This window comes from Desulfoluna sp. CYM3A, assembly GCF_056829965.1.
On sequence record NZ_CP186556.1, the window covers coordinates 5,934,831 to 5,951,381 of the forward strand.

Here is a 16,551-nt window from a genome sequence, read left to right on the forward strand (position 1 = left end):
CTGCTTTACAAAGACGGGATGCTGTGACATAACATACCGGCGCCCCATGCCTTGGGCGGGCTGCTGTGTATTGTGGACATCACGTCAATTCCGGGGGGGAAGGCATCGCCCATGCTCACAGAACTTTCCATTCGACATTTCGCGATCATCGATGATCTATCCATCTCGTTCGACGAGGGACTGACCGTTCTCAGCGGGGAAACCGGTGCGGGCAAGTCGATCATCATCAACGCCTTGAACCTTCTTCTCGGAGGCCGGGCCTCCGCGTCCCTTGTACGCACCGGAGAGGCCGCAGCCGAGGTGGAGGGGCACTTTGCCGTTCCGCAAGGGAGCGACACCGCCGAAAGGCTCACCGCCATGGGGCACGACCCTGCCGAAGGGCTCCTCGTGCGCCGGGTGATCTCGGCAACAGACCGTCACCGGGTTTATATCAACGGTCGCCTTGCCACCATGCAGCTCCTGGCCGAACTTACGGAAAACCTTGCCAGCATCTCCGGTCAACACGCACACCAGGCCCTTTTAAAGGAGGAACTCCACCTCCTCTTCCGACCGTTTTGCAGGGCTCATGCCCCTGCGCGATAAGGTGGCTAAGGCCTACCACGCCCTGGCCCCCCTCCTTGAAACCCTCCGCAAAAAAGAGGCCCTGAAGCAGCGCCAGCAAGAGCAGGAAGAGCTCCTGCGTTTTCAAAAGGAAGAGCTGGACGCCGCAGCCCTGGAGCCGGGGGAGGACACTTTCCTCGAATCCGAACGGGTGCGCCTGAGAAACGCCGAGTCCCTGTTGCGCACGGCAGGCGACGGGGTGGCCACCCTGTATACCGCCGAGGGCGCGGTCTACGAGCAGGTTACCCAGCTGAAAAAAGAGCTGGAGAAAGGGGCCGGAGCCGACAGCGGCATGGCGCCCCTTCTGTCCGAAGCCGAAGAGCTCTGCTACCGGGTGGAAGACCTCTCCCGCAACCTCCAGCAGTACCGCGACGGCATCACCGTGGACGAACGGGCCCTGGATGCCGCCGAAGAGCGCCTCGACTTCCTCAACAAACTCAAGCGCAAGTATGTGGGCGCTTCCGCCGATCTCTCGGAACTCATCGATCGCCGTCAGGCCATTGAAACCGAGCTGGCGGCCCTGGAAAACCTGGAGGTGGAGATGGAGGGCCTGGAGGCGGCCATCAGCGAGGCCCGTGAAACCCTCCATGCCCTGTGCCTCACCCTCTCGGAAAAACGGCAAAAGGCCGCGGGCAAACTCTCTTCTCTGGTGGAAAAAGAGCTGAAAAACCTGGAGATGCCCCGGGCCAGGTTCCATGTGGCCGTTGCCCCCCGGGCGCGGAGTCCGGCGGCACCGCCGAAGGCCCCGAAGGGGTCCGCATGGGAGAGACCGGCATGGATCGCGCGGTCTTCATGATCGCCCCCAACGTGGACGCAGTTGCCAAGATCGCCTCGGGCGGCGAGCTCTCCCGCGTGGTCCTGGCCGTGAAAACCATCCTGGCCGAAGGGGACGCCGTGGGCACCGTGGTCTTTGACGAGGTGGACTCCGGCATCGGCGGCGGCGTGGCCGAGGTGGTGGGCATGAAGATCAAGGAGATCGCAGGCCACCACCAGGTGCTCTGCATCACCCGCCGCCCCTCTACCGCCAAGTTCGGTACCCATCACTACCGCATCGAAAAGCAGGTGGTGGCCGGGCGCACCTGCACCTCCATCACCCCCCTCTCCGAGCAGGAAGCGAGATGGCCCGCATGCTCGGCGGGGTCGAAGTGACCCGCGCTACCCTGGAGCATGCCCGCGAGATGCTGGAAACAGCCGGGTAAGGGCTAAGGCCTAAAAAGCAGGCACCGGTCTTGGGGGACCGGCATTTAAACCTTCAGAAGTTGCCTCCGGCGGGTCGCTTTTTGAAAAAAGCTCCGCAAAAACGTTCCGGTAATAAAAAAAGAAGAGGGGCCATGCCTTGTAGGGACGCATCCTCAAAAACAAACCTGTTTGTCAAACTTTTCAAAAAGTTCGGCCCCCGGCAGGGCCGCCCGGAGGCAAAAATCTGAATGCGTTAACCCTGCACCGACCTTGACAACACTTAAAAAGTACCCATAATGTACGGAACTGACGAAGGATTTGATCCCGCATGGCGCGGGATGTTTTTTGGATATACTCCGCGGCGAAGCTGCGGTGAGACGATGCAAAGGCGGGGAATCTATGCCCATTTACGAATTTAAGTGCAGCAAGTGTGAAGAGTTCTTTGAACTGCTCGTTATGGGCAGCAACGACGAAGAGGAGTTGAAGTGCCCCAAGTGCGGCTCCCAGAGCTTTGAGCGGGTCATCAGCACCACCAATTTCAAAATGGGGGCGGCTGCCTCCGGCGGCAACCCGGCAAACCAGTCCGGCATCCAGAAACGGCAGCAGTGCTCCAGCGGTTCCTGGAGATCACTGACACCCTGGGAGGCCAGGAGTAACGCAGGACTTTCCGTTTAAGTGCACGATTTTGAAACGCCCCAGACGCCGGCACGGCTTATGGTGTTTTGTTTAAACAGAAGTAGTGAATGGTGAGTGGGGGATAGGGCAACGGCTGGGTAAGGGGGAAGCTGTATCACGGGACGGGATCACGGTGCGGATAGGGCTTGTGGGGGCGGTGAGGTACCTCAAGGCGAGTTGGGCGGTGAGGTACGGCCTGTACCATGAGATCCGGACACCCGCCTACCTGTTTCAGTTCAGCCCCCAAGGAGTGATCCGTAGTCCCTCCAAGAGGGACGTCCGGGGAACCCGGCCCAACGACGGGGACTGGTTCAAACGCACGGCGGGGGTGGTCGGGGTTGACGATTCGGCGGTGGGTACAACGGGGCGTTTTCGGCCATCGGCGAGCACTACATCCCGGTGTTTCCCTATTCCAGCAACGGGGTGATCGGTGAGAAGGCCTACCCCCAGGGGACACTGAACACAGCCCTGCATGCACTGGACGAGCTGACAGCCTGGGCGGGTGACGCTGCCAGCGGGGCGCCACCAGAAGTGGCTGAACTCCTGAGCCGCGTGGCCCGGAAAAACTCCCGAAAGGCCCTGTCTGCCCTGGCAAACCACTTCCACAGCCTGACCCACGGGCCTGTGACGGTTCTGCCACCGGACTGCCGTCATGTGGACTACGATATCCTGCCCCTGCGCCTGGCCAAAGGCTGTCTCTACCATTGCCGGTTCTGCGGGGTGAAGTCCCGGCATGGGTTTTCCGTGGAAACAGGCGAACATGTGGTGGAAGGGGTCGAGGGCTCGCTGATTATTTCAAAGGCGACCTGGCTGACATGGGTGGGGTGTTCTTGGGAGAGCATGATGCCCTTGCCGCAGGGGCAGACGCCATCCGGGCCGCAGAAGCCTGCGAGCCCTTTTTTGCAAGAGGGCCAAGCTGGCGGATGCACCGGGCCTCTTTCTCTTCGGAAGTCCCGATGCCCTTGTGAAGGTGACCGATGCCCAGTGGCAGGCCCTGGACCGTTTGCCCTTTGACGTGCGTATCAATACCGGGATCGAGTCCCTGGATGAGACCACCCTGAATTACCTGGGACGGCCCACTCCCCTGTCCCTGGTCTCCGAGGCCGTGGCACGGGCCGACGAGGTCAACAGACAGTTCAGCGGGGTGTCGGTTTCCCTTAACATGATCACCGGCTCAGGCCTGCCCGAATCCCATCACGCATCCCTGGCACGGTTTGTGGCCTCCCGACGCACCCTGGACGCCCCCCTTTACCTCTCGCCCCTAGATTACGACCGGCGCACAACCCTCAATGAACTTACCGCCCTCAAACGCATGGGCCATGTCTGTTTCTACTTGCTTCAACGCCTATAGGTAAAGCCTCCGGCGGGCAGGGGATAAATCCCCTTAGCACTGCAGGGACGCGAATGCTCCCGGCCTTCGTTCCTCAGGCCGATCACATTCGCTTGACGGGCGTAGCCCGAGCCGAAGGCCCTTGCGCTTTGGCCCGAGGAACGAGGATGCAAGGGCAAATCAGCTTTCGAGGTGTTTTCGCAATGGTGGCTTCGCCACCCTCGCCGCCGGAGGCTGTTTTTTGTTACTCCGCTTTGGTCACGGTGCCCTTTCGCATTCCCAGGACGAGGTAGAGGAGCCATCCCACAAAGGGGATGAGGGCGACGATGGCCCAGAGGGCTTTTTTGCCGGTGGTGCCGAAGTCTTTTCTGGCAACATCCACAAAGGCGAGCATGGTGAGGGTGAAGAAGACGAAGCCGATGACGACCCAGGTGCCGAGGGTGGAGCTGGTCAGTCCGTTCATGGGGTGTTTCCTCGGCGGATTGGTTGCGTCGGGGGTTGGTTTTTCAGGGCATCCATGATGTCGTGGAGCGTGTTTGCGTAATAGATGCTGTGGTTGTACCGCATGAGCACTTTGATGGCTTTTTTGCGTTCGATGCCGGGTTTCCAGCCGAAGTGGCGCAGGTAGTTGGCCACACTTGCGATGGCGTCCTCGTGGGTGTAGAGGCTCATGATGCCGTCCTTGTCCGTCTCCGTCCACACCAAGCTGGAGGATGCCGTGCTGGGTACGAGGGGAATGCCCATGGCCCCGGCATAGGAGCCGATGAACTTCCTTGGGTCTTTGCCCACCTGGTCGCTGTAGGTCAGGAGGGCTTTGAGTTCGCGGTAGGCCCACTGGGCCTTGTCCTTTGTCTTTTTCTCAAAGCGCTTGCGGCTGATGCGCCGATTGGGGGGGACTTCCCGCCAGAGGTGTGCCTTGGCGGTGTTGTCCGACAGGGAGGCCAGGGTGGCCAGGATCTTGAAGACCCGCTGGTTGCCGATGTAATTGCCCAGGGCGGTTTCCACCATGAGGACGGCGGTGATGATCTCCTTGTCCACGCCGTAGGCTGCTTCGGCCGCATCCAGGGATGCGGCGTGACGCTTCAGGTAGGCCCGGCCCGTGGCAAGGGAGCTTTTGGTGAGGAAGCGGCCGTAGTTGAGCTTGCCTTCGTTGTGCATGAAGTAGCCGGAGACCCCTTTAACGGCAAAGAGGCGCAGGCCTTCCTGAAAATAGATGTCCACCTTCTCTTCGGGGAATCCGTCTTTGACCAGTCTTGCTCGTACCGATTTAAACGGGTCGGGGCTCTTGGTGGCGGCATGGCCGGAGGGCGGCACAAGCCCCAGGAGCATCAGGGCCAGGAAAAACGTGACAAGCAGGCGACGGGTCATTGGGACTCCTGTGGGGTCGGTTGAGTGTCCATGGGGACGAGAATACGTTGTCGGCGGTCAAACCGGGCCAGGTGGGTAACGCCCAGGTTTCGGAGGGTGTCCATGGCAGCGGGAATTCCCGCACCCACGGCCTGGGCCTTGTGGGCATCGGACCCCGTGGTCAGGGGAACTTCCTGTGCTACGGCCCGGGCAATGAGGGCCTCGGAAGGATAATAATCCTTTGCAGGATGGGCCAGGCCGCCGGTGTTCACCTCCAGGGCAAGGTTCTGTTGGGCCATGATGTCGATGACCTCTGCAAGGCCCTTTTCCACATCGGCGGGCAGGGGGCGACCGCTTTTTTTGATGACGTCCAGGTGGCAGACCACGTCGAAGAAGGGCGTCTCCACCATCTGGCGGACCCTTTCCACATAGCGTCTGCACAGGGCGTCGAAGTCTTTGTCGGGAATGGCCGAGGCGTTTGGTGGATGTTGATGCCGTCCACAAAGTGGATGGAGCAGCCGATGAGGTCGAATTCAAAACGGTCGATGATCTCGGTGAGGGCCGGCACAGCCTCGGGGCAGAAGTCCACCTCCAGGCCGGTGCGGATGGTGATGCGGTCTTTGTACGCCTCTTTCATCTCCCGGACGGCGTAGACATAGAAGGGGACCTCTCCGGGGGCCATGGAAGCGCCGGCGGCGTCGGTGCGGTCCAGGGTGAAGTGCTCAAGAAAGCAGATTTCGGTCAAACCGGCGCGGACCGCGGCGTCTACGTAGCTTCGGATGCCGCCGACGGCGTGGTTGCACAACAATGTATGGATGTGGTAGTCAATCATTGCCTTTACCAACTATAATTATTCCACGGCCTTTACAGGCCAGCCATCTTACCAGAAGCCGGGATGAATTGACACCGTGAAAAAGAGAAGAAAAAGCCTCTACAGCTGCCAGTCGTGCGGGTATCAGACCCCCAAGTCGGATGGCACCTTGGAACTGCTAGGGATACCCTGGTGGAGGAAGTGGTCACCGAAGGGGATCGCTTCCAGGCCTCACCGTCTGCCAAGCGCGTGGCCGCCCTGGAACCCGAGAGCATCCTGGCCATCGAGACCCAGGAAGAACCCCGCATGCCTTCCGGCATTCCCGAGTTCGACCGGGTGCTGGGGGGCGGCATTGTGGCGGGCTCTCTGGTGCTCATCGGAGGGGACCCCGGCATCGGCAAGTCCACCCTCATGCTCCAGGCGTTAGACGGCCTGGCCCGGGACGGCCGCCGGGTCCTTTACGTCTCCGGGGAGGAGTCCAAGGGCCAGATCCATTTGCGGAGCCAGCGCCTGGGTGTCTCGTCAGGTTCCCTGATGGTGGTCACCGAGATCCACGTGGACGCCGTCCTTGCCCTTTTGGAGAGCCAGAAACCCGCGGCGGTGGTCATCGACTCGGTGCAGACCATGTACAATGCCGAACTGGCATCGGCCCCGGGCAGTGTGGGCCAGGTGCGGGAGACCACCATGAAGCTCATGGTGGCGGCCAAAAAGAGCGGGATCCCCATCTTCCTCGTGGGCCACGTGACCAAGGACGGAGCCATCGCAGGCCCGCGCGTCATGGAGCACATGGTGGACACGGTCCTCTACTTTGAAGGGGACACCAACCACATCTTCAGGGTCCTGAGGGCCGTGAAGAACCGTTTCGGCTCCACCAACGAGATCGGCGTCTTTGAGATGCGGGGCGGGGGCCTGGCCCAGGTGCCCAACCCCTCGGCCCTGTTCCTTGCCGAGCGGCCGGAGAGTGCGCCGGGATCCGTGGTGACGGCCAGCATGGAGGGCACCCGGCCCATCCTCGTAGAAGTCCAGGGCCTGGTGAGCCGGTCGGGCCTGGGAACCCCCAGGCGCACCGTGCTGGGTCTGGACAGCAACCGTGTGGCCCTTCTGGTGGCGGTGATGGAAAAGAAGATCGGCATGAACCTGGCCGGGCTGGACATCTTCATGAACGTGGCCGGCGGGGTGCGTGTCACCGAGCCTGCCGTGGACCTGGCCATCCTGGCTGCCGCAGCCTCCAGCTTTCTGGACCGCCCCCTTCCTGAAGGGGCCGTTGTTCTGGGGGAGGTGGGGCTCACCGGCGAGGTGCGGGGCATCAGCCAGCTGGAGGGACGCGCCGCCGAAATACGGAAAATGGGGTTCACACACTTCATCGTGCCGGAATCGGGCGCCAAGCGCCTGAAAAAGATTGACGGCCTCAAGGTCAGCGGCGTTCGCCACGTGGCCCAGGCCATGGAGATATTATTTTAATGGCAGTAAAAAAAGCAAAAATTTCAAGGCCTCCCAAGAAGAAGGGACAGTGGGAAGATCATTACACCCGCAAGGCCAGGGACGAGAAGTACCCGGCTCGAAGTGTCTATAAACTTCAGGAAATACAACGCAAGTTTACTCTGATAAAAAAAGGTGCTAAGGTGCTGGATCTCGGATGCTCGCCGGGTTCCTGGCTCCTCTACGCTGCGGAGCTCACCGGCGGCAGCGGGCACGTGACGGGCATCGACCTGAAGCCGGTGACCGTTAAGCTGCCTACCCATGCCGAGGCCCTTGTGGGGGACATCCTGGCGTTGACCCCGGAGCTGGAAGAGGCTTTCTCCTCCGGCTTTTCTGCGGTGATCAGCGACATGGCCCCGGCCACCACCGGCATGAAGGACGTGGACGCGGCCCGTTCCCTGGAGCTTTGCGAGATGGCCCTCTCCGTGGCCCTTGAGCGGCTTACCCCAGGGGGGCACTTTGTCTGCAAGATCTTTCAGGGTGGTGACTTTGACGCCTACGTGACCCACGTCAAGGGGCACTTCCGGCAGGTGAAGATCTTTAAGCCCGAGAGCTGCCGCAAGCAGAGCAAAGAGATTTACGTCATCGGCATCGGCAGGAAAGAGTGACCAGGGCGTCTGCATGCCCTTTTGACATAGAGCGATATCGAAACATTATTGAATGCACACCGCCTTTATGGCGAATCAGGCACACGCGTGACGATGGCCTGGCAGTAGGCATGACCAATAGGAGGATTTATGGCTGGACACAGTAAATGGGCCAACATCAAGCACAAGAAGGGTCGCGAAGACGCCAAGCGCGGCAAGATCTTTACCAAGCTGATCAAGGAAGTGACCGTGGCGGCACGCATGGGCGGAGGCGATCCTTCCGCCAACCCGCGCCTGCGCTCTGCCGTTGCAGCGGCACGTTCCGAAAACATGCCCAAGGACACCCTGGAGCGTGCCATCAAGCGTGGCACCGGTGAACTTGAAGGGGTAAACTACGAAGAGATCGTTTACGAAGGCTACGGTCCCGGCGGCGCTGCTGTGATCGTGGAGTCCCTCACCGACAACAAGAACCGCGCCATCGCCGAGATCCGCCACATCTTCACCAAGTGCGGCGGCAACATCGGCGCCAACGGCTGCGTATCCTGGATGTTCGACAAAAAAGGGCTCATCGTGGTTGCCAAGGACGCCGTGGATGAAGAGGCCCTCATGGAGACCGCCATCGAAGCGGGCGCCGAGGACGTCAAGGACGAAGGCGAGAACTTCGAGGTGATCACCGCCCCCGAGGACTACAACGAGGTGAAGGAAGCCATCGACGCTGCCTCCATCCCCACCGTCATGTCCGAAGTGACCATGATCCCCCAGAACATGAGCGACCTGGAAGGCAAGGACGCCGAGAAGATGGTCCGCATGATGGACATGCTGGACGATTGCGACGACGTTCAGAACGTCCACACCAACGCAGACATTCCCGACGACCTGGCATAAGGCCCCGGACAAGGGGACGGGGTCGGCCTAAGGCCTCGGACCCTGTGACTCCTTTTTCCGGCACCTGTGCCGACGGCGGGTGGACGACGGCGGGCAGCTGAGCCCGCCGCCATGACCCGAACCGACCTTCGGAGGAGACAGATGGCAGTCATCGTAAAATATGTTGTGGTTCGCGATGGGGTCGAAAAAAGATGACGTTTACCACCAAAAGAGGTGAATGCCCGCATGCTCGATATCGCCGAGAACTTGAATGGTTTCATCGGTGCATCCGGCGTGGAACTCTCGGACGAGACCCTGGAGAGCCTCTCCATGTACCTTGCAGAACACAGGGACCAGGTTGCGGCCATTCTCAAGGGCGCCTCTCCCCGTCCCAAAGCCGCGGAACCCGAGGCCGAGGCACCGCCGAAACCTACCAGGAAAACGGCGGCACCCAAGACGCCCCGAACCCCGAAGAAAAAAGCGTAACAGCACGCTCTTCCGTAAAGGACCTGCCTTGGGCCTTTACCGAAAAAGGCCGGTCTTCCCGACAGTGTTCGGGGCCGGCTTTTTTGCTTTTTGGAAACAGTTCTGCCTCCGACGGTCAACTATCTGCTGGAACGCATGCTCCGGCGGCAAGGTGGAGCACCTTGAAACCCTATGGCGAATGCATGAAGGCAACCATTCTGCCCGCGTTATCGGGGCATTCGCGTGATGTGTGACATTTGGCAACCGTCTTTGCAGAAGAGGCCCATTTCATTCTTCTAAAAACACGATACAGAACGTTTGTGATTCGCTTGACTTTAACCGGAATAGCTCGGCGGCGAGGGTGGCGAAGCCACTTAGGCCAAAAATTCCCTGGCCGCCGGAGGCCTGCTTTTTTCACTCACTTTCACCATAGACGTTCGTGCGGTTAGATTCACAATGGACAAGCAACAACAACACCTCCTGTTACCTCGAAGCTTGTGAACCAACCCGCGTAAACCATCGGCGTTTATGTCGGGCGAAGCCCGAGCCGAAGGCCCTTGCGCTTTGGCCCGAGGAACGAGGGACAAAGCGCAAGGGCTATATGCTTTCGAGGTGGCTCACCTCGCCGCCGGAGGCACGCTTTTTGCCAGTTACTTTAACCCTATAAGGCAGTTTTCAGCATTGCTTCACTGAACGGAAAGGAACGAATCCCATGGACCATATGGTCTGGAACATCTCCCCTGAGCTCTTGTCCATCGGACCGTTGGCGGTTCGCTGGTACGGCCTTTTTTTTGCCTCTGCCTTTCTTTTCGGATTTTTTTATACGGAGCGTCGAACGGCCCGGGCCGGGGTGGCTGTCAACACCGATGCCCTGCTCTTATACCTCATGGTAGGGACCCTTGCCGGGGCCCGCCTTGCCCATTGCTTTTTTTACGAGCCGGGGTTCTTTTTTGCCCACCCTCTGGAGATCCTCATGGTCTGGAGTTAGCCCGTCAGGGGGCTCGTGGGTTTCTTCTCTCGTTGTGGCTTTTTACCCGTCGGGAGGGGGCACCTTTTTTTTTCCTCCTGGATGTGCTGGCGGTGCCTGCGGCCTTTGGCGGGGCCCTGGTGCGCCTGGGAAATTTTTTTAACTCCGAGATCGTGGGGCTTTACTCAGAGGTGCCCTGGGCCATAGTGTTTGCCCGGGTGGACACGCTTCCACGGCATCCGTCCCAGCTTTACGAATCCCTGGTCTGCTTTGTAACCTTTTTGCTTCTGTTTACCTGCGACAGGGCCGGGGCGAGCCGGGGGCGCGGCATCTTGTCGGGTGTGTTCCTTGTGGTGATTTTTTCCAGCCGGATTCTGCTGGAACCCCGCTGCCAGGCCCCCTGGGTCGAAGGGTTTTTCCTCAGCATGGGCCAGATGCTGAGCATTCCCATGGTCCTTGCGGGCCTTGTCCTCCTGGTGCTCGGCCTTCGCAGGCTATCCGCCTCAAAACCTTCCGCCTGATATCATCCCCCAGGGGCCTCCGCCGAGGAGGCCTCTTTCAATTCCTGAAGTGACATTTCCACAGCATGCAGCAGAATGTCTCCCTCCTCCTTTGTGAGAAGAAGGGAAGGGCGCAGGACCACGCTTTCACAGGCCACGGCCCCGGGGGAACCGTAAAGAGCCCGTTGCCCGTTGCCATACGGCAGAAGGCAACGGCTTTTCGCTGGGAGGCAAAGGTGAGGGCCAGGAGCAGGCCCATACCGTCCACCGAGGTGAGGAGGTCCGGGAACTTCGCCAGGAGCCGGGTAAGGCCCTCTTTCAGTCTGTCTCCCATGGCCTGGGCGTTTTCCCAGGGAGCGAGGCGTTCGTATTCCCTCAGGGCGGCAAGGGCCACGCAGCACCCCACGTCTGATCCTCCGAAGGTGGAGAGGTGAATCAATGGATGGGCGTTGAGGAAGCGGTGGAGTTTCGGGGTGAAGAGGGTAGCGCAGATGGGAAAAATTCCTGCGCCCAGGGCTTCCCCGGTGATGAGGATGTCCGGGGTCACCCCCAGCTCCAGGCAGGCGAACCGGTGTCCGCACCTTCCGAAGCCGGACTGGGTCTCGTCCAAGATGAGCAGGGCGCCTTTGTTGCGGGTGATGGCCCGGAGGGCCGAGAGGTACTCCCTGGTTGCGGTGCGCCCCCGGTTTTCCGCCTGAACGGGTTCCAGGACAAGGGCGGCGGTCTTTTCTGTGACGGCCTCTTCGGCCCGGGCCGGGTCTCCCCAGGGGATGGTGCGGGTTTCCGGGATCAGGCTGCCGTAGAGGTGCTTGTCCCGGCGGTCGGACAGGGCCATGGCAAAGCCGGTGTGGCCGAACCAGGATCCCGACAGGGAGATGAGCTCCGTGCGCCGGGTGGCTCCCCTGGCCAGCTTGCAGGAAAAATCCATGGATTCGCCGCGCACCACGCTGAACATCACCCGCGAGAGGCCTTCCGGCGCAAAGCCCGCAAGGGCTTCTGCAAGGTCCGCCTTTTCCGATGAGATGAGGGGGAAGTTGCCCTGGTCCGTTGCAAAGGCGGCCTTTTTAAGCGCCTCGGTAAGGGCCGGGGGCCGCCTGCCCAGGTTGCAGATACCACCGGCTGATGTGGCGTCCAGGAGGCGTGTCCCTTCCGAATCCTCAATCCAGCTGCCGTCGGGGGCGCTTTCAAGGAAGTCGTGTCCAAGACGCTTCATTCGCTTCAGGGTGCCGGGATTGAAGGGCAGTGGCTCTTCGAATGCATGGTCCATGGGTTACCTCCTGCGCTTTCGGGTCATGAGGTGGGCGGCGGTCTCTAAGGTGCGCAGCCAGTTGAAGGTGACGGTCTGGATTTTTTCGCTGTTGAGAAGGGGAAGGATCCCGGGGATCTTGGCGGCGGGCAGGGCCACGGGGAGCAGGGTTTTCATGGTACGGATGGCCCGGCGGATCACCTCCACCACCTGCTCGATCTCTTCCCGGCTCACGGTCAGGGGCAGCATGAAGCGCATAACCTGTGGCGCGTTTCCCGAGTAGGCGGCAAAGATCCCCCCTTCGGCCAGGGCATTGGACATCATGGGCCCCATGAACTCGTGGAGGTACTCGATGCCCACCATGAGGCCGATGCCCCGCACCTCCCGGATGATGCCGGGGTTTTCCCCACGGATCTCCTCCAGGGCTCGGCGGAACTCGTCTCCCCGTTCCCGTGCGTTGCGGCAGAGATCCAGGCGTTCGATTTCGTCCAGCACAGCCAGGGAGACCCGGCAGCCGATGTCGCTGCCTCCGCTGTAGGAGAGGTGAAAGGCGGGCCAGGCTTCCAGGAACCGGGTCACCTTGTCGTTCATGGCGTAGAGCACGGCGCCGTTGGGGAACAGGCCCCCGCCCATGGATTTGGCTGTGGCCAGGATATCGGGGGAGACCCCGTAGTGTTCCGCGGCAAAGAGGGCCCCGGTGCGGCCGAAGCCCGTCTGCACTTCATCAAAAATAAGGAAAATCTCCAGCTCGTCACACAGCTCCCTGAGGCCTTGAATATAGGCCTGGGTTGCCACATGGATGCCCGCTTCGCCCTGGACCGGCTCGATGATGACGGCGGCTGTATCGGGCCCGGCCATGTCCCGCACCGCCCCGAGGTCGTTGAAGGGGGCAAAGCGAACCCCCGGCATGAGGGGCTCAAAGTGGCGTCTGTAGTGGTCTTTGCCGTTGACGGAAAGGGCCAGGCCCGTGTGGCCGTGGTAGGCCTTTTGGGTAGCGATGATCCCGGTTTTACCCGAAGCCCCCAGGGCCAGCTTCAGGGCGCAGTCCACGGCCTCGCCGCCCCCTGCGGCAAAGAAGAGGTGGGTGAGCCCGGCAGGAGCCCGGGCCGTCAGGTTTCTTGCCAGGCGGATCTCCTCGGAGAGAAGGTGGCCGCTTCCCATGTCGCAGGTGGTCAGGGCCTCCTCAATGGCACGTTGGACGGCCGGGTTGCTGCGTCCGACGTTGAAGCAGCCGGCCGAGGTAAAGCAGTCCACCATGACGCGTCCGGTTTCCGGATCCGTAAAGCCCAGGTCGCTGCGGTGGCGTTCCAGGATATCCAGGTGACCGGCCCTGAGGTAACGCAACTGGCCCTTGTTGAGATGTGTTGAAAATCGCTTGACCACGGCCCGTTTTTCTTCGGGTTTCAAGGGGGCGCGTTCCGGGGTATCGGGTGACTGCGGGGCGGGACTCGTCAACGGTTTCTGCATGGCACCTCCAGCTGAATCGCGATGGGTAAACGTCAGGTATCGGGGTGTTCCAAACAGGCCAGGGTGGGCCGGGGGGAAGGGAGGGACGTTGTGCATGGACGGGTGAAAGGACCGTTTCCACTCCCAATCTACTATTTGCTAGTTTTGTCCTGATAGTCAAGGGAATCGTTTCTAACCTGTGGATTTTTCTGAAAAGCCGTGCTGGCAGAGGCGTTCTGGAACCGGGGCGATTCCCCGGGAATCAGGGGCAACATGGTGTTGACAAGTGTATGGGATTCGTGCAGATTTAGACAGGCTTAAATCGCGTTATCCCCCGGAGTTGATTCTGCATTTTGACGGGCCCGCCTCAGTTTTTCAGATGGCGTGGCTCGGTGTTTTTTCCTCCAGCGCGGTGTGTGCGGCCATCTCTTGCGATTTGCGCCGTCCCCGTGTTCCCGCCCACAGGGGTTCAGGCCCCGGGCAAGGGGCAAAAGGCCCCGTGACCCCATGTTTCTATATCCCCGACTCAGCGGAGTAAGGGAAAGGAGCGATCATGACAGCCTACGAATGCAAAACCTGCGGTAAGGTGACCATGGAGAAAGGACACCTCTGTGATCCTACGGAGGTGGGGAAGATTTATGCCTGCGAGCACTGCGGCAAGCAGGTGGCCAACGAAAAGCACGTATGCAAGCCCCAGATACTGGAGTTCAAGTTCTTCTGCAACGATTGCGGCAGAAGCGCCGTCAGTGAAAAAGACGTGTGCAACCCGGTACCGATTGATGAATGATCAAGACACCGGGGCCCATGTCCCGGAATTCGTCCACGTGGAAAAAGAGTTCAGTCGCTGTGATGCCTGCGGGTATGAAGACGGATTTCACGTCTCTTTTTCTGTCCTCAAGGCACCACGGGCTGAGATTATCCTGATTTGTCCCAGATGCAGCAAACGCTTTCGAGTGGGGTGGGGTGTCACCCTGGCGTAAGCGCATCACAACCCGCGGGGAACGCAGTGCGCATTCCGCATACGCTAACGGACGTTCGTGAGTGGACACCGGAAAGGGGAACTCCCTTTCCGGCGCATGGCGTCCGTGCCTGGTGCCTATGCGCTGTGTCCGTGTTCCCGGTATCGAAAAAACAGCAGCAGTTCACTATCAACAGGAGGAGAGTATGGGAAAGCGTGTTGTAATCGACGAAGAGGAGTGCATGGGATGTGAGGCCTGTGTTGAGATCGCGCCGGACGTGTTTGAATTTGACGATGACGCAGGAAAGGCCCTGGTGGTCATGGCCGAGGGAGGGGACGTGGGGTTGATTGAAGAAGCCATGGACGCCTGCCCCGCCGATTGTATCACCTGGGAATAGTGATGCCGCAAACCATGGCGGCACGAGTCACGGGCCCTGGGGGCGCCGCTTGCCGATAAGGTGGCGGCTGCTTTCCGGGGCCTTTCTTGGTCGGAGATCGATTTGTCGGCGAATTGTTTTTCAAGGGGGGCTTTTCCCCCGGCGAAACCCATGGGAGGCGACGGCATGCATGTTCTGATCACAGGGGGAACCGGCTTTATAGGGACGGCGGTGGCAAGGCGCCTTTTGGACGAAGGGCACGAGGTGACGGTGACAGGGCGCAGCGGCAAGTCAGCCATCCCCGAAGGGGAGATGTTTCGCGCGATAGCCTGCGACACCACCGTGGAAGGACCCTGGCAGGAGGCGGTGGCGAGCAGCGACGCGGTGATTAACCTTGCAGGCCGCAGCATCTTTACCCGCTGGAACAAAGAGAAAAAAGAGCAGATCGTCAACAGTCGCCTGCTCACCACGGAAAACGTGGTGAAGGCCCTGCCTTCCGACGGGAAGACCTCCCTCTTCAGCGCCTCTGCCGTGGGGTACTACGGAAACAGGGGGGACACACTGCTTGCCGAGGATGCCTCCGGCGGTGACGGGTTCCTTGCCGACGTGAGCCGACGCTGGGAAGCCGAAGCCCAGGCCGCTTCGAAAAAGGGCGGGCGTGTGGTGATCATGCGGTTCGGCGGGGTCCTCGGCCTGGGTGGCGGTGCCCTGGATGCCATGCTCACCCCGTACAAACTGGGCCTGGGCGGGCCCTTGGCCGGTGGGGATCAGTGGTTTCCATGGATCCACATGGACGATCTCGTGGGGGCCCTTCTTTTTCTGATGGGGCAGGAGAGCGCCGAAGGCCCGGTGAACTTCTGTGCCCCGTATGTGGTGAGGAACCGGGATTTTTCCAAGGCCCTGGCCGGTGCCCTCGGGCGTCCGGCTCCCTTTTCCGTTCCGCTTTTTGCCCTGCGCATGGCCATGGGTGAACTGGGGGATGAGATTATCGCCAGCCAGCGCGTGGTCCCGGAAAAACTATCTTCCTGGGGTTTTTCCTTTGCCTTTCCTTCCCTGGAAGGGGCCTTGAAAGATCTCCTGGCGTGATTCCCATGCCTGGCAAGTGTATCCGGGGCATTGCCCACCATGGGGAATGCCCTCGTTATCAGGCAAACAGCTCGCTGCGTTGCCAGTCCCTTGCCTGCTTCTGAAAGCTCTTCAGGTAGCAGCGCCCTTTTTTATCCCGCATATCATAGACCGCGTGGCGAAGCACGGTAATCGCCACCCCGCCTTTCATCCGCATTTCGATATCATATCGGGAAAAATTCTCCACAAGCCCTTTGATGATCTCCCCCTCCAGCAGGGTGATGAACATGACCTGCCTCTCTTTGATGAGGGGGTAAAGGGTCTTGTTCTTGATGAAGTAGCGATGGGCAGGGGCGTGAATGGGCCCCAGGTCCATGGCTTTGACTTTTTTGTCGACTTTGATGAGCTTGGTGAGGGCCTCCTCGGAGGAGGCGGGAAAGTGGCACTTGACTTCCACCTTGGGGATCAGGGTCTCCCCTTCATCCCCGGCGACATAGATGTCGTAGGGGGTCTGGCGGGTGACGGGTCCGGTGAGGGACGCGCCGCCGTGCAGGAGGAACCGGGTGGGCTCCCCGCCGGCCTCAAGGGCGTCGAAGCTGGAGGTGTGGTAGTGCGTTTTTTTGTAGTCGGAGAATCCCTGGAGTTGCGCCATGGG

At 60.5% G+C, this 16,551-nt stretch carries 23 protein-coding genes; 16 read left to right on the forward strand and 7 right to left on the reverse strand.

Annotation, left to right across the window (positions count from 1 at the left end; translation table 11 throughout):
* Positions 1-111: 111 nt before the first annotated feature.
* The 6 genes from ACOYW1_RS29830 to ACOYW1_RS29855 all read left to right on the forward strand — a co-directional run bounded on the left by ACOYW1_RS29830 (position 112) and on the right by ACOYW1_RS29855 (position 3,805).
* The gene (locus ACOYW1_RS29830; protein WP_482420823.1) at positions 112-582 is read left to right on the forward strand and encodes an AAA family ATPase; all 471 of its coding nucleotides are present in this window, start codon (positions 112-114) and stop codon (positions 580-582) included.
* The gene (locus ACOYW1_RS29835; protein WP_482420824.1) at positions 566-1,396 is read left to right on the forward strand and encodes a DNA repair protein RecN; all 831 of its coding nucleotides are present in this window, start codon (positions 566-568) and stop codon (positions 1,394-1,396) included. Before ACOYW1_RS29830 ends, ACOYW1_RS29835 begins: the two co-directional genes overlap by 17 nt.
* Entirely contained in the window at positions 1,375-1,749 is a 375-nt protein-coding gene (locus ACOYW1_RS29840; protein ID WP_482420825.1) for a hypothetical protein, read from the forward strand. The genes ACOYW1_RS29835 and ACOYW1_RS29840 overlap by 22 nt, the downstream gene beginning before the upstream one ends.
* A 429-nt stretch (positions 1,750-2,178) precedes the next feature.
* Positions 2,179-2,454, forward strand: a complete 276-nt coding sequence (locus ACOYW1_RS29845; protein WP_482420826.1) for an FmdB family zinc ribbon protein — start codon at positions 2,179-2,181, stop codon at positions 2,452-2,454.
* Between the two features lie 399 nt (positions 2,455-2,853).
* Positions 2,854-3,468: a hypothetical protein gene (locus ACOYW1_RS29850; protein ID WP_482420827.1), complete on the forward strand. Its 615-nt coding sequence runs from the start codon at positions 2,854-2,856 to the stop codon at positions 3,466-3,468.
* Complete coding sequence (locus tag ACOYW1_RS29855; protein WP_482420828.1) at positions 3,419-3,805, forward strand: hypothetical protein; 387 nt, start codon at positions 3,419-3,421, stop codon at positions 3,803-3,805. The genes ACOYW1_RS29850 and ACOYW1_RS29855 overlap by 50 nt, the downstream gene beginning before the upstream one ends.
* A gap of 223 nt (positions 3,806-4,028) precedes the next feature.
* Here ACOYW1_RS29855 and ACOYW1_RS29860 read toward each other — a convergent pair whose 3' ends face one another.
* Genes ACOYW1_RS29860 through ACOYW1_RS29875 form a run of 4 tightly spaced genes read right to left on the reverse strand, consistent with a single transcriptional unit; the run spans position 4,029 to position 5,963 of the window.
* Positions 4,029-4,247, reverse strand: coding sequence for a PLDc N-terminal domain-containing protein (locus tag ACOYW1_RS29860; RefSeq protein ID WP_482420829.1), 219 nt, complete (start codon positions 4,245-4,247; stop codon positions 4,029-4,031).
* Positions 4,244-5,152, reverse strand: a complete 909-nt coding sequence (locus tag ACOYW1_RS29865; RefSeq protein ID WP_482420830.1) for a lytic murein transglycosylase — start codon at positions 5,150-5,152, stop codon at positions 4,244-4,246. The genes ACOYW1_RS29860 and ACOYW1_RS29865 overlap by 4 nt, the downstream gene beginning before the upstream one ends.
* Positions 5,149-5,430, reverse strand: coding sequence for a hypothetical protein (locus tag ACOYW1_RS29870; RefSeq protein WP_482420831.1), 282 nt, complete (start codon positions 5,428-5,430; stop codon positions 5,149-5,151). Before ACOYW1_RS29870 ends, ACOYW1_RS29865 begins: the two co-directional genes overlap by 4 nt.
* A complete protein-coding gene (locus ACOYW1_RS29875; protein WP_482420832.1) occupies positions 5,400-5,963 on the reverse strand; it encodes a histidinol-phosphatase HisJ family protein in 564 nt (187 codons plus the stop codon). Before ACOYW1_RS29875 ends, ACOYW1_RS29870 begins: the two co-directional genes overlap by 31 nt.
* Before the next feature lie 171 nt (positions 5,964-6,134).
* Between ACOYW1_RS29875 and radA the strand changes: the two genes are divergently transcribed.
* The 6 genes from radA to ACOYW1_RS29905 all read left to right on the forward strand — a co-directional run bounded on the left by radA (position 6,135) and on the right by ACOYW1_RS29905 (position 10,825).
* Complete coding sequence (gene radA, locus ACOYW1_RS29880) at positions 6,135-7,403, forward strand: DNA repair protein RadA (RefSeq protein WP_482420833.1); 1,269 nt, start codon at positions 6,135-6,137, stop codon at positions 7,401-7,403.
* Complete coding sequence (locus ACOYW1_RS29885) at positions 7,403-8,029, forward strand: RlmE family RNA methyltransferase (RefSeq protein WP_482420834.1); 627 nt, start codon at positions 7,403-7,405, stop codon at positions 8,027-8,029. The genes radA and ACOYW1_RS29885 overlap by 1 nt, the downstream gene beginning before the upstream one ends.
* Positions 8,030-8,158: 129 nt before the next feature.
* Positions 8,159-8,893 carry a YebC/PmpR family DNA-binding transcriptional regulator gene (locus ACOYW1_RS29890; protein WP_180137504.1) on the forward strand — a complete coding sequence of 245 codons (735 nt, stop codon included), beginning with the start codon at positions 8,159-8,161 and terminating at the stop codon, positions 8,891-8,893.
* A 225-nt stretch (positions 8,894-9,118) separates the two neighbouring features.
* Entirely contained in the window at positions 9,119-9,358 is a 240-nt protein-coding gene (locus ACOYW1_RS29895; RefSeq protein ID WP_482420835.1) for a YebG family protein, read from the forward strand.
* 691 nt (positions 9,359-10,049) lie between these two features.
* The gene (locus ACOYW1_RS29900; protein WP_482420836.1) at positions 10,050-10,325 is read left to right on the forward strand and encodes a prolipoprotein diacylglyceryl transferase family protein; all 276 of its coding nucleotides are present in this window, start codon (positions 10,050-10,052) and stop codon (positions 10,323-10,325) included.
* The gene (locus tag ACOYW1_RS29905) at positions 10,259-10,825 is read left to right on the forward strand and encodes a prolipoprotein diacylglyceryl transferase (RefSeq protein WP_482420837.1); all 567 of its coding nucleotides are present in this window, start codon (positions 10,259-10,261) and stop codon (positions 10,823-10,825) included. The genes ACOYW1_RS29900 and ACOYW1_RS29905 overlap by 67 nt, the downstream gene beginning before the upstream one ends.
* Before the next feature lie 37 nt (positions 10,826-10,862).
* On the opposite strand, the gene ACOYW1_RS29910 is transcribed toward ACOYW1_RS29905, so the two are convergent.
* Both ACOYW1_RS29910 and ACOYW1_RS29915 read right to left on the reverse strand, forming a co-directional pair.
* Positions 10,863-12,071 carry an aminotransferase class III-fold pyridoxal phosphate-dependent enzyme gene (locus tag ACOYW1_RS29910; RefSeq protein WP_482420838.1) on the reverse strand — a complete coding sequence of 403 codons (1,209 nt, stop codon included), beginning with the start codon at positions 12,069-12,071 and terminating at the stop codon, positions 10,863-10,865.
* Positions 12,072-12,074: 3 nt separating this feature from the next.
* On the reverse strand, positions 12,075-13,517 hold the full coding sequence (locus ACOYW1_RS29915; RefSeq protein ID WP_482420839.1) for an aspartate aminotransferase family protein: 1,443 nt from the start codon (positions 13,515-13,517) through the stop codon (positions 12,075-12,077).
* A gap of 532 nt (positions 13,518-14,049) precedes the next feature.
* On the opposite strand from ACOYW1_RS29915, the gene ACOYW1_RS29920 reads away from it, so the two are divergent.
* The 4 genes from ACOYW1_RS29920 (at position 14,050) to ACOYW1_RS29935 (ending at position 15,917) form a co-directional block, all read left to right on the forward strand.
* Positions 14,050-14,283 (forward strand): hypothetical protein, encoded by a 234-nt coding sequence (locus tag ACOYW1_RS29920; RefSeq protein WP_180137499.1) that lies wholly within the window; start codon positions 14,050-14,052, stop codon positions 14,281-14,283.
* Positions 14,276-14,476 (forward strand): hypothetical protein, encoded by a 201-nt coding sequence (locus ACOYW1_RS29925; RefSeq protein WP_482414410.1) that lies wholly within the window; start codon positions 14,276-14,278, stop codon positions 14,474-14,476. Before ACOYW1_RS29920 ends, ACOYW1_RS29925 begins: the two co-directional genes overlap by 8 nt.
* Positions 14,477-14,660: 184 nt before the next feature.
* Positions 14,661-14,852 (forward strand): ferredoxin, encoded by a 192-nt coding sequence (locus ACOYW1_RS29930; RefSeq protein WP_482420840.1) that lies wholly within the window; start codon positions 14,661-14,663, stop codon positions 14,850-14,852.
* 165 nt (positions 14,853-15,017) lie between these two features.
* The gene (locus tag ACOYW1_RS29935; protein ID WP_482420841.1) at positions 15,018-15,917 is read left to right on the forward strand and encodes a TIGR01777 family oxidoreductase; all 900 of its coding nucleotides are present in this window, start codon (positions 15,018-15,020) and stop codon (positions 15,915-15,917) included.
* 58 nt (positions 15,918-15,975) lie between these two features.
* Here ACOYW1_RS29935 and ACOYW1_RS29940 read toward each other — a convergent pair whose 3' ends face one another.
* Positions 15,976-16,548, reverse strand: a complete 573-nt coding sequence (locus ACOYW1_RS29940; RefSeq protein ID WP_482420842.1) for a hypothetical protein — start codon at positions 16,546-16,548, stop codon at positions 15,976-15,978.
* Between the last annotated feature and the right edge of the window lie 3 nt (positions 16,549-16,551).